Source organism: Pseudomonas kulmbachensis, from assembly GCF_963681935.1.
Taxonomy (GTDB): Bacteria; Pseudomonadota; Gammaproteobacteria; order Pseudomonadales; family Pseudomonadaceae; genus Aquipseudomonas; species Aquipseudomonas kulmbachensis.
Genome location: NZ_OY817088.1, coordinates 5,174,899 through 5,186,908 on the forward strand (window position 1 = coordinate 5,174,899; position 12,010 = coordinate 5,186,908).

11 protein-coding genes and 1 pseudogene are annotated in these 12,010 nt (G+C 57.6%); 3 read left to right on the forward strand and 9 right to left on the reverse strand.

Translation table 11 applies throughout. From position 1 onward, the window contains the following. Window positions 1–4 precede the first annotated feature (4 nt). The 4 genes and pseudogenes from U5A05_RS23635 to U5A05_RS23650 form a co-directional block, all read right to left on the reverse strand. Window positions 5–772, reverse strand: coding sequence for a uroporphyrinogen-III synthase (locus tag U5A05_RS23635; protein WP_321835096.1), 768 nt, complete (start codon window positions 770–772; stop codon window positions 5–7). Beyond that, window positions 769–1,710, reverse strand: a complete 942-nt coding sequence (gene hemC / locus U5A05_RS23640; RefSeq protein WP_261740240.1) for a hydroxymethylbilane synthase — start codon at window positions 1,708–1,710, stop codon at window positions 769–771. The genes U5A05_RS23635 and hemC overlap by 4 nt, the downstream gene beginning before the upstream one ends. A 127-nt stretch (window positions 1,711–1,837) precedes the next feature. Next, window positions 1,838–2,584, reverse strand: a complete 747-nt coding sequence (locus U5A05_RS23645) for a LytR/AlgR family response regulator transcription factor (RefSeq protein WP_261740241.1) — start codon at window positions 2,582–2,584, stop codon at window positions 1,838–1,840. Continuing rightward, window positions 2,581–2,700 (reverse strand): annotated as a pseudogene (locus tag U5A05_RS23650) (sensor histidine kinase); the annotation flags it as partial. The gene U5A05_RS23645 and the pseudogene U5A05_RS23650, both read right to left, overlap by 4 nt. Before the next feature lie 271 nt (window positions 2,701–2,971). Here U5A05_RS23650 and argH point away from each other — a divergent pair. Continuing rightward, window positions 2,972–4,366, forward strand: a complete 1,395-nt coding sequence (gene argH, locus U5A05_RS23655) for an argininosuccinate lyase (RefSeq protein ID WP_261740242.1) — start codon at window positions 2,972–2,974, stop codon at window positions 4,364–4,366. 142 nt (window positions 4,367–4,508) lie between these two features. Here the strand turns inward: argH and U5A05_RS23660 are convergent, their stop codons facing one another. Next, window positions 4,509–5,168 carry a glutathione S-transferase family protein gene (locus U5A05_RS23660; protein ID WP_261740243.1) on the reverse strand — a complete coding sequence of 220 codons (660 nt, stop codon included), beginning with the start codon at window positions 5,166–5,168 and terminating at the stop codon, window positions 4,509–4,511. 130 nt (window positions 5,169–5,298) lie between these two features. Between U5A05_RS23660 and U5A05_RS23665 the strand changes: the two genes are divergently transcribed. After that, window positions 5,299–5,583, forward strand: a complete 285-nt coding sequence (locus tag U5A05_RS23665; RefSeq protein ID WP_019824424.1) for a hypothetical protein — start codon at window positions 5,299–5,301, stop codon at window positions 5,581–5,583. An 8-nt stretch (window positions 5,584–5,591) separates the two neighbouring features. Here U5A05_RS23665 and dibA read toward each other — a convergent pair whose 3' ends face one another. After that, a complete protein-coding gene (gene dibA, locus U5A05_RS23670; RefSeq protein ID WP_261740244.1) occupies window positions 5,592–7,514 on the reverse strand; it encodes a phosphodiesterase DibA in 1,923 nt (640 codons plus the stop codon). 149 nt (window positions 7,515–7,663) lie between these two features. Between dibA and desA the strand changes: the two genes are divergently transcribed. After that, a complete protein-coding gene (desA, locus tag U5A05_RS23675; RefSeq protein WP_261740245.1) occupies window positions 7,664–8,848 on the forward strand; it encodes a delta-9 fatty acid desaturase DesA in 1,185 nt (394 codons plus the stop codon). Window positions 8,849–8,928: 80 nt separating this feature from the next. Here desA and gabT read toward each other — a convergent pair whose 3' ends face one another. The 3 genes from gabT to gabD are packed head-to-tail and all read right to left on the reverse strand — an operon-like array spanning window position 8,929 to window position 11,832. Next, window positions 8,929–10,212, reverse strand: a complete 1,284-nt coding sequence (gabT, locus tag U5A05_RS23680; protein ID WP_261740246.1) for a 4-aminobutyrate--2-oxoglutarate transaminase — start codon at window positions 10,210–10,212, stop codon at window positions 8,929–8,931. 8 nt (window positions 10,213–10,220) lie between these two features. Beyond that, the gene (locus U5A05_RS23685; protein WP_261740247.1) at window positions 10,221–10,352 is read right to left on the reverse strand and encodes a hypothetical protein; all 132 of its coding nucleotides are present in this window, start codon (window positions 10,350–10,352) and stop codon (window positions 10,221–10,223) included. Between the two features lie 37 nt (window positions 10,353–10,389). Next, entirely contained in the window at window positions 10,390–11,832 is a 1,443-nt protein-coding gene (gabD, locus tag U5A05_RS23690; RefSeq protein ID WP_321835100.1) for an NADP-dependent succinate-semialdehyde dehydrogenase, read from the reverse strand. Window positions 11,833–12,010 lie beyond the last annotated feature (178 nt).

Here is a 12,010-nt window from a genome sequence, read left to right on the forward strand (position 1 = left end):
TGCATTAGAAAGCAGGTGCGGGATGCTCCCGCAGCGCCGCCAGCAAAGCCGTGGCGCTCGCACCACGACAATCCACAACGTTTTGCGCCCCGGCGCTGCGTGCTATCTCAGCAACCCGAGGGCTTGGAACAAACAACGGCAGACATCCAAGCTGCGGCCAGGTATCGCCTGCCAATTGGCGTAAATGTTCAAAACCCTGCCCACTGCTGACCACCAGCGCGTTCAGGCGTTCCACTTTAACGCGCTGGTACAGGGTCGCAGGCGGGTATGACGGCAGTTCACGACGATAGAGTTCAAGATAGTCGACCTGTGCGCCCACGTTGCGCAGCCGGTCCGCCAGCATCTCGCGACCGCCCTCCCCGCGCAGGATCAACACCCTGGGTTGATGACCAGCAACCGCGCGTTCAAATTCAGGCATCGCCAACAGGGCTTCGCTGTCATCCCCCCCTTGAGGGTAGCTAACATCGAGGCCATGGTCGGCGAGAATCTGCGCAGTCGCGGCGCCGACGCTAAACCACTTCTGCCGGGGCGCTTGCGCCCAATACTGGCTGACCAGCTCAAGCCCCAGACGGGCCGCAGGCTTGCTGACCACAATCACCGCGCAATAACGGTCAAGAGCCGCCACCAGCCCTCGCTGGGCATCAGTCAACGCCAACGGCCGGATCGCCAGCAAGGGCAAGCTGCTGCTAAAAATACCGGCAGCCGCCAGCTCATTGGCCAAGGCTACCGACTCTTCGGCAGGCCGGGTCAGCAACAAGCGCCAGCCTGTCACTCGTGACCTGCCTCACCATAAACGGCTTTGAGAATATCCCCGGCACCTTGAGCCAGCAGCGCTTCGGCCACTTGCACACCCAGTTCGGTGGCAGCAGCACGTGGCGCACGGGCGTCGGCACTCAGCAGCACGCCGCCACTTGGCTCCCCGACCAGACCGCGCAGCCAGACTTGCTCGCCTTCCAACACGGCATAGCAGGCAATTGGCACTTGGCAGCCACCATTGAGGTGCTTGTTCAACGCACGCTCTGCAGTGACTCGCACCGCGGTGTCTGCATGATGCAATGGCGCCAGCAGGGCATGAATTTCGGTATCTGCGTTGCGGCACTCAATGCCAACGGCACCTTGGCCGCCAGCCGGCAGGCTGTCTTCAATACTGATTGGCGAAGTGATGCGATCCTCAAAGCCGAGGCGGATCAGACCGGCAGCAGCCAGGATAATGGCGTCGTATTCACCCGCGTCGAGCTTGGCCAGACGGGTATTGACGTTACCGCGCAAAAAGCGGATTTCCAGGTCTGGACGACGAGTCAGCAATTGGGCCTGACGGCGCAGGCTGGACGTGCCGACAATGCTGCCTAGAGGCAAATCGTCGAGGCTGGCGAAGGTGTTGGATACGAAAGCATCACGCGGGTCTTCGCGCTCACAGATGCAAAACAGACCGAGGCCTTCAGGGAAGTCCATCGGCACGTCCTTCATCGAGTGCACGGCGATGTCGGCTTCGTTTTCGAGCAGGGCGGTTTCCAGCTCCTTGACGAACAGCCCCTTGCCGCCGATTTTCGACAGCGGCGAGTCCAGCAGCTTGTCACCACGGCTGACCATGGGCACCAGCGTCACCACAATACCGGGGTGAGCCTGCTCTAAACGGGCTTTAACGTATTCGGCCTGCCATAGAGCCAGGGCGCTTTTACGGGTAGCGATGCGGATTTCGCGAGAGGACATGGATCAATCCGTACTGAAAAGATACGGCTGATAATAACAGCTCAGCCAAAACAGCTTTGACTTGTATCAGAAAGTCCGCGGCCTCCCTGGCCCAAAAACGGCGCGCCCGCGCCTTTTTCAGCACGAATCACAGTTGCTGCATCATCTTGCGCACACCCGCCACGTGCCGACGACTGACGATCAGCGCATCCCCGTTAAGCCCCCGCAGGAACAGCTGGAAATGCCCCAGCGGCGTACGTTGCAGACGCTCGATCCGATCCCGCGCCACCAGTGCATTGCGGTGAATACGCACAAAGCGTTCACCGAATTCGTCTTCGAGTGCCTTGAGCGGTTCATCGAGCAAGACCTCGCCCCCAGCGTGACGCAAGGTCACGTATTTATGGTCAGCGATAAAGTAGATCACTTGGTCGATGGGGATCAGCTCAATACCTTTTCGGGTTCTGGCACTGATATGGCTGCGCGGCCCGCTGCCGGTTTGCGCGGCAGGTCGGGTGAGCGCGGCCAGTTGGATGCGATTGGGGCGGTGAGCCTCTTTCAAGGCGGCGCTCAGATCCTGAGCAGTAACCGGCTTGAGTACATAGCTGACACCGCTGTCTTGCAGGGCCTCCACGGAAAACTCGTCAGGCGCCACGCAAAACACTACCGAGGGCGGTAGTTCGCGCTCGCATAATTTGGCTGCAACCTGCAACCCGTCGAGGCCCGGCAGGCGGATATCGAGTAAAACGACATCCGGCTTGTGGTTTTCGATCAGGGTTAACGCCTCTTCGCCATTAGTGGCGCCAGGCTCCAGCAACGTATAGCCCCCAAGCGAGCTGAGCAAATGGCTCAAATGCTCGCGGGCCAGGGTTTCGTCATCAACGATCAGGACATTCATATAGCGCTGTATTCCTGCGTGAGTCTCGCACAAGGATAGCGTAGACAGGTGAAGTGACGACTGTCACGGCGATCCACGCTAAGACTAGCGCGAAGGCCAAAAAGTGCCGCAAACCTCACAGCAAAATTCACCTGTATCGGTTGCTCGATTTAATACCGGATACGTCTGGCAATCTACAAAGACCTGCAATGACTGATCCATACGACCAACTGTAGACGGTTGCCAAGACGAAAGTATTCAAACGATACATTTCGTTTCTGAAATTTGTTTATACCGCACTTCACACTAAAAACCTGCCGTGCTGCGTCAACGCCATGAATGGCAACCCTGTTATGATCCGCAGTAACTTTTTGTGTAACTCCCCCTCAGCCGATTACGAGCGAATCCATGAGCACCGACAAGACCAATCAGTCCTGGGGCGGCCGCTTCAGTGAACCCGTCGACGCCTTCGTTGCGCGTTTCACCGCCTCCGTCACTTTCGACCAGCGCCTTTACCGCCACGACATCATGGGCTCCGTGGCTCACGCCACCATGCTGGCCAAGGTCGGCGTGCTGACCGATGCCGAGCGCGACAGCATCATCGAAGGCCTGAAATCCATCCAGAGCGAAATCGAAGCCGGCACGTTTGACTGGCGCATCGATCTGGAAGACGTGCACATGAACATCGAGGCGCGTCTGACCGACCGCATCGGCGTGACCGGCAAAAAGCTGCACACCGGCCGCAGTCGTAACGACCAGGTGGCTACCGATATCCGCCTGTGGCTGCGTGATGAAATCGACCTGATCCTGGCTGAAATTACCCGTCTGCAAAAAGGCCTGCTGGAGCAAGCCGAGCGCGAAGCCGAGACCATCATGCCTGGCTTTACTCACTTGCAGACCGCACAGCCGGTGACATTCGGTCACCATATGCTGGCCTGGTTCGAGATGCTCAGCCGCGATTACGAGCGCCTTGTCGACTGCCGCAAGCGCACCAACCGCATGCCGCTGGGCAGCGCTGCGCTGGCAGGCACCACCTACCCGATCGACCGTGAATTCACGGCTCAACTGCTGGGTTTTGACGCCGTGGGTGGCAACTCGCTGGACAACGTATCCGATCGCGACTTCGCCATCGAATTCTGCGCAGCTGCCAGCATTGCGATGATGCACTTGTCGCGCTTCTCCGAAGAGCTGGTGCTGTGGACCAGTGCGCAATTCCAGTTTATCGATTTGCCTGACCGCTTCTGCACCGGCAGCTCGATCATGCCGCAAAAGAAAAACCCTGACGTACCAGAGCTGGTACGTGGCAAAAGTGGCCGTGTATTCGGTGCACTGATGGGCCTGTTGACCCTGATGAAAGGCCAGCCATTGGCCTACAACAAGGACAACCAGGAAGACAAGGAACCGCTGTTCGACGCAGCCGACACCTTGCGCGATTCGTTGCGCGCATTTGCCGACATGATCCCGGCGATCAAGCCCAAGCACGCGATCATGCGTGAAGCGGCGTTGCGTGGCTTCTCGACCGCCACCGACCTGGCCGACTACCTGGTTCGCCGTGGCCTGCCGTTCCGTGATTGCCACGAAATCGTCGGTCACGCCGTGAAGTACGGCGTAGAAACGGGTAAAGATCTGGCAGAGATGAGCCTCGAAGAACTGCGTCAGTTCAGCGATCAGATCGAAGACGATGTGTTTGCCGTGCTGACCCTTGAAGGCTCGGTCAATGCCCGTGATCACATCGGCGGCACCGCGCCAGCCCAGGTGAAAGCAGCGGTTGTTCGCGGCAAGGCCTTGCTGGCTAACCGCTAGGCCTCAAAGCGGCTCCCCGGCGGGAGCGCGCAGGCTCGCGAAAGTTGTTATCGATACCGCGTTTTGCTGGATAAACGCGATGTTCTTGAGACCTTCGCGAGCAGGCTCGCCCCCACACTCGGGGCGACACCCTATATGCCGGTTATTTCTTGCTGCTGATCCAGGCCAGAAACTGCGGCATGGCCGCCTCTTTTTCAGCGGCAATTTTCTGCACGTGCGGGTTTTGCTCCAGTCGCTCCAGCAGCGCCTTGGCGCCCGGCATTTCAGCCAGCAAGTCCAGGCCAAACACCTTGTGCCCCACTGCACACGCCAGGCTGACGCTGTAGACAAAGTAAATATCTGCCACGCTCAACGTCTCGCCCGCCACATAGGGCGCAAATTTGCCATGGCGGCCCAACGAAGCCATGCCCTCCAGCAACTCGGTTCGAGCTTTTTCCTTGATCGCGTCCGGCACTTGCATGCCGAAGAATGCTTCGGCGTAGCACGCGCGCGCAGGCAATTCGATGTACAGCTCGATTTCCTTGACCAGCGCCAGCACTTGAGCACGCTCAAACGGATCAACCGGCAGCAGTTTCGGGCCCGGCTGGGTCTGCTCGATATACTCGAGAATCACGCTGGTCTCGTTGATAAAACCCTGATCTACGCCCAGTACCGGGACTTTTCCGCGCGGGCTGATGGCTAACGCTTCAGGGGTTTTACCGGCAAAAAAAGGGACTTCTTCAAAGGGCACTCCCTTTTCCATCAGCGCCAGCTTGACCATGTTGTAGTAATTGCTGACTGCGAATCCATAAAGCTTGAGCATTACAAAGCCTCCAGGCCGTGTTGGGGTTGGCTGCGATGGTTATAGTGCTTTGCCGTCAGAGTGACCAGCAGCATCACCGGACTGAATACAAATACAGTTAGACTGCAGGCCTTTACTTAAGGAGCCTGCCATGAGCGAGCCAGTTGATATCGATAACGAAGAAGAAGAGTTCGCCGAGTCCACGCTGATTCAGGCAATTGAGAACCAGATTGAAAGTGACAACCCGCCTGCCGCTAAAGCCACGTTCAATAAGCTGACGCTGGTCGGCTATGAGCGCGAAGACATCTTGCAGATGATGGCCCACGTGCTGGCCGTAGAGATTGACGCAATCCTCGAAGAGGACCGCGCCTTCAACACCGAGTGGTATGAAACAGCCTTGCGTGCACTGCCAACCTTGCCGCCCGAGAAGAACTGAACCACGGTTCAGGCGCGAATTACGGGGGCTCGCTGCCAGTCCAGGTCCTTGGCAGGCATCGGGCGCCCGAACCAGTAGCCCTGGCCCAGGTTGCAGTTGAGGTCGAGCAGGAACTGCGCCTGCTCGACTTGCTCTATCCCCTCGGCATGCACCTGCAAGCCCATGCTTTGACCTAGCGCGATGACCGCACGCACGATGGCCACATCGTCATTGTCCGCGGGTAACCCGGCCACAAATCCCTGATCAATTTTCAGCTTCTGCACAGGTAGTTGCTTGAGCCGCAGCAGCGATGAAAAGCCGGTTCCAAAATCATCAATGGCCAGACGCAAACCCAGCGCTCGCAGACGGTGCATTTGCTCCAATGCGACTTTCGAGTTGTCCATCACTGCGCTTTCGGTCACTTCAAGCTCCAGCAATGCCGGGGCCAGCCCCGTATCTGCCAGAACTGTTGAAACCAACGTGTACAGCTCAGGCCGAGTAAACAACCGGCTGGAAATGTTCACCGCCACGAACGACAACTCCACGCCAGCCGCTCGCCACTGAACCATCTGCCAACAGGCTTGCTCCAGCACCCAGGCGTCGATTTCAGCAATCAACCCGGTACGCTCGGCGATCGGAATAAATTCACCCGGTGACAACAACCCCCGCAGAGGATGCTCCCAGCGCACCAGCGCCTCGACACCAATCAGGCGGCTGGTCGGCAAGTCGTGCACCGGCTGGTAGTACACACGCAGCTCCTGCTGCTCCAGGGCTCGACGCAAATCACTGGCCACCTCAATCCGGTACTGTGCATGGGCCGTCAGTTCTTCGGTGTACAAGGCGTAGCCTTCACGCCCGGTACTTTTGGCCTTGAACAGCGCCGAGTCAGCATTGCGCAGCAATTGCTCCGCGTTCAATGCATCGCTGGGAAAGACGCTGATACCGACACTGGCACTGATAAACAGCTGATGCTTATCGATCTCGAATGCGCCTTTCATGACTTCCAGAACCTGTTGCGCGAAGGCTGCGGCCTGAGTCACTTGCGGGCAGTTATCGACCAGCACGGCAAATTCATCGCCACCCAGGCGCGCCACCGTGAAGCCCTTGCCAAAGATGCGCTGCAAGCGATCGGCGACCGCTCTGAGCAACTGGTCGCCGATATTATGACCAAGGCTGTCATTGATGATTTTGAAGTGATCGAGATCAATCATCAGCAACGCACAACCGGTCTGGTGGCGTTGCGAGGAAGCCAGTACCTGCTCTGTACGGTCCGTGAACAACAAGCGATTTGGCAAGTCAGTCAGGGGGTCGTGGTGAACCAGTCGCGCCAGTTCGGTCTGGGAATTCTTGATCGCGGAAATATCTGAAAAGACCGCGACATAGTGAGTGACCTGGCCCTTGTTATCGGTAATCGAGCGGACGGTCTGCCACTGCGGATAAATCTCGCCACTTTTGCGACGGTTCCAGATCTCGCCATGCCAGTGACCGCTTTCGTCTATCGACTTGAACATCGCTTGGTAGAACGCAGGCCCATGGCGACCCGACTTGAACATGTTAGGACGATGACCCAGCACTTCCTCGGCCGTGTAGCCGGTAATTTCGACCAGAGCACGGTTCACATGCACGATCACACCGCAGCTATTGCTCACCAGCACGCCTTCGCGAGTGCAGTCAAAGACCACAGCCGCCTGGCGCAAGCGCTCTTGATCCTGGCGCTGGCGCTTCAAGCCAGGGCTCATACCCAAAAAACCGCAAAGGCGAGCTCGGGCGAAAAAAATCAACACGGCGCTGAAAAAAGCAAAAACATAGCCATTTATCAGCTGCCACTGCGCCAACTGCGCTGAATCATCGAAATAGCTGTTCAATAAATGATCAGTTACCTGCAGCCATAAAACCGATAGCAGCCCGTATAAGAAGGCCGTACGCAAGGCATCGCGAGAGGAAACAGACATAAGAAAGTAAAGACACCTACAAAAAAGTGAGAATTATAGTGTAAGAAACATCCAGCCACTCTTATCTGAAAGGCCGACTGGTTTTATCTGGCTGCATGGTGATAATGCATGTTGCAGTTTTTTTCATTTTTCCGAGGGCCAAACAGCCTATGTGGTACAACGGTTTTCTCGACTTGTCAGCCTGGCAACTGGTTGCAGTCACTCTGTTGATGACCCACGTGACCATTATCGGTGTCACGGTTTATCTACACCGCTACTCAGCCCATCGCTCGCTGGAGCTTAACGGTGGCCTGAAACACTTTTTCCGTTTCTGGCTGTGGCTGACCACGGCACAGAACACCCGTGAGTGGACTGCCATCCACCGCAAGCACCACGCCAAATGCGAAACCGTGGATGACCCGCACAGCCCGGTGATCAAAGGGTTATCGACCGTTTTGCGAAAAGGTGCAGAGCTGTATCGCGAAGAAGCTCAAAATCCTGAAACATTGCGTATTTACGGCAAAAATTGCCCCGAAGACTGGATTGAGCGAAATCTTTATTCGCGTTACAAAATGCTGGGCGTGGCGATCATGCTGGTCATCGACCTGCTGTTGTTCGGCGCCATCGGCCTGACCATCTGGGCCATTCAGATGATGTGGATCCCGGTATGGGCTGCTGGCGTGGTCAACGGCCTGGGGCACGCGGTGGGTTATCGCAACTTCGAGTGCCGCGACGCCGCCACCAATCTGGTGCCTTGGGGCATCATCATTGGCGGCGAAGAGCTGCACAACAACCACCACACCTACCCCAACTCGGCCAAGATGTCGGTCAAGAAGTGGGAGTTCGACCTGGGCTGGGCCTGGATCAAGGTCTTCAGCTTTTTGCGCCTGGCCAAGGTCCAGCGTGTTGCACCTATTGCCCACCGGGTAGAAGGCAAAGGCAACCTGGACATGGACACCGCGATGGCGATCCTCAACAACCGCTTCCAGATCATGGCTCAGTACCGCAAGCTGGTGATCGCGCCGCTGGTTCAGCAAGAGCTGGCCAAGGTCGATCACTCAGTGCGTCACCAGTTCCGTCGCGCCAAGCGTCTGCTTTCCCGTGAGACCAGCCTGCTGGAAGAGCGCCATCACCAGCGTATTGAAACAATGCTGGAGCACAGCCACTCGCTCAAGGTGATTTACGAGAAGCGCCTTGCCCTGCAACAGATCTGGGTCAAGACCAGCACCAATGGTCACGACATGCTGGCGGCGATCAAGGAATGGGTACACGAGGCAGAAGCCAGCGGGATTCAGTCGCTGCGCGAGTTTGCCCATCAGCTCAAGACTTACTCGCTACGGCCTGCGACGGTGTAAAAAACCGCCTCCTCTCAAACGCAAAAAAACCGCCGAGGCGGTTTTTTTGTGTCTCAGGTCACACCCTCAGTGGGCGGGACTCAAGCCAGTTCAGCGAAGCATTCTTCGATGATGGCCAGGCCTTGGTCCAACTGCTCGTTTGGCGAGGTCAACGGAACCAGAACGCGCAGAACGTTGCCGTAAGTGCCGCACGACAGCAGGATCAAGCCTTTATCGCGAGCCTTGGCAACCACTTGGGCTACCGCAGTCGGGTTTGGCTTGTGCGAGTCGCCGCCTTCGAACAGCTCGACCGCAATCATCGCGCCCAACGCACGTACGTCACCGATGACCGGGTACTTGGCCTGAATAGCCTTGAGGCCAGTCACCAGACGCTCGCCGACTTCTTTGCAGCGATCCAGCAAGTGTTCTTCTTCAAACACCTCAAGTACCGCCAGCGCCGCTGCGCAAGCAATCGGGCTACCGGCGTAAGTGCCGCCCAGGCCACCTGGAGCGATAGCGTCCATGTACTCGGCCTTGCCGCACACACCGGCCAGCGGGAAGCCGCCAGCGATGGATTTGGCGAAGGTGGTCAGGTCGGCAGTCACGCCCATCTGTTCCATGGCGAAGAAGGTGCCAGTACGGCCAGCACCGGTTTGCACTTCGTCAGCGATCAGCAGGATGCCGTGTTTGTCGCACAGCTCACGCAGGCGGGCCATGAACGCTTTCGGCGCCACGTAGAAACCGCCTTCGCCCTGAACCGGCTCGATGATGATTGCAGCAATGTCTTTAGGCTCGGCGTCGTTCTTGAAGATGCGCTCGATGCTGGCGATGGAATCATCAACCGTGATGCCATGCAGTTCGCACGGGAACAAAGCGCGGAAGATACCGCCTGGCATCAGGCCCATGCCCGCCGAGTACGGTACGACTTTACCGGTCAGGCCCAGAGTCATCATGGTGCGACCGTGGTAAGCGCCGGTGAAAGCGATCACGCCAGCACGGCCAGTCGCAGCACGGGCGATTTTCACGGCGTTTTCAACAGCTTCGGAACCGGTGGTGACCAGCAGGGTTTTCTTGTCGAAATTGCCCGGCACCTTGGCGTTGATCTTTTCACACAGCTCAACGTAAGGCTCGTAAGCCAGAACCTGGAAACAGGTGTGGGTCAGCTTGGTCAATTGGTCTTGCACGGCGGCAATGATTTTCGGGTGCAGGTGACCGGTGTTCAGTACCGCGATACCGCCCGCGAAGTCGATGAACTCACGACCTTCAACGTCGGTTACGGTGGCGTTCTTCGCCGACTCGGCAAAGATCGGATGGATCTGGCCAACACCGCGCGGGACAGCGGCTTCACGGCGTTTCATCAGAGATGCGTTGGTCTTGTTGCTCATGGTGTTCCTCATTCGCCGCTCATCAAGCGGCGTGGTTCAAGGCTGACGCGCCAGGAAGACATCAATGCCAGCATGCGATGATCGACTGGCATGGCGCTCCCGGCCACAAAAATTAACAGTTTGAAACGCAGGGGAAGCATCGCTCTCGTGCCCCCTCTGCTTGAACCACCCGCCGGGTTAGATGCCCAGGCAGAGATATTTGATTTCCAGGTAATCTTCGATGCCGTACTTGGAGCCTTCACGACCCAGGCCCGAAGCTTTGATACCGCCGAAAGGCGCGACTTCGTTGGAGATCAGGCCGGTGTTGACGCCTACCATGCCGTATTCCAGGGATTCTGCCACACGGAATACACGGCTCAGGTCGCGGGCATAGAAGTACGATGCCAAGCCGAACTCGGTATCGTTGGCCATTGCGATCACTTCAGCTTCGTCTTTGAAGCGGAACAGTGGCGCCAACGGGCCAAAGGTTTCTTCCTTGGCTACGGCTGCGTTTTTTGGCACGTTGATCAAAATGGTCGGCTCAAAGAAGCTGCCTTCAAGGCTATTGCCGCCAGCCAGCAGGGTCGCGCCTTTGCTCAGTGCGTCAGCAATGTGCTCCTTGACCTTGGCCACGGCCTTGTCATCGATCAGGGGGCCGGTGGTGGTGCCTTCGTCCAGACCGTTACCAATCTTGAGTTTAGCCACGGCAACTTTCAATTTTTCGGCGAACGCGTCGTAGACCGAGTCCTGAATGTACAGGCGGTTGGCGCAGACGCAGGTCTGGCCGTTGTTACGGTATTTGGAAATGATCGCGCCTTCGACGGCCTTATCCAGGTCCGCGTCGTCGAACACGATGAAAGGTGCGTTGCCGCCCAGTTCCAGCGACACTTTTTTGATGTCTTTGGCGCATTCGGCCATCAGCTGGCGACCGATTTCGGTCGAACCGGTGAAGGACAGTTTGCGCACGATCGGGTTGCTGGTCAGCTCGCCGCCGATGTCGCCTGCGCTACCGGTCACAACACTCAGCACGCCTTTCGGGATGCCGGCACGGTGCGCCAGCTCAACCAGCGCCAGCGCCGAGAACGGGGTTTGCGAAGCTGGCTTGATCACCATCGTGCAGCCAGCGGCCAGGGCCGGGCCCGCTTTACGGGTGATCATGGCAGCCGGGAAGTTCCACGGAGTAATCGCAGCGGTCACGCCGATCGGTTGCTTGATCACGATCAGGCGCTTGTCTGGCTGATGGCCCGGGATCACGTCGCCGTAAATGCGCTTGGCTTCTTCAGCGAACCACTCGATGAACGAGGCCGCGTAAACGATTTCACCCTTGGCTTCGGCCAATGGTTTACCTTGTTCCAGGGTCATCAGGCGGCCGAGGTCGTCCTGGTTTTCGATCAGCAGCTCAAACCAGCGACGCAGCTTGGTTGCACGCTCTTTGGCGGTCAGGGCACGCCAGGCTGGCAACGCTTTGTCAGCGGCTTCAATGGCGCGACGGGTTTCAACCGCACCCATTTTTGGCACTGTACCGATGATTTCACCGGTAGCAGGGTTGTTGACCTTGATTGTCTGGCCACCGTCCGCATCAACCCAAGCACCATCGATATAGGCTTGTTGGCGGAACAACTGTGCGTCTTTGAGCTGCATGTGGGCTTTCCTTAACAGCACCGCGCAGGCGCGGAGCGAATTATTAAAGTAGAAAGGCGCCGTAGAAGGCTGCCGTCAGGAAGTCATTCACTGCCAAAGTATCTAAATGACGCACAAACAGTAGGCCGTGCGGTTCAGCACTCAGACAAGAGCGTTTGAAATCTCAAACGAATCCTAG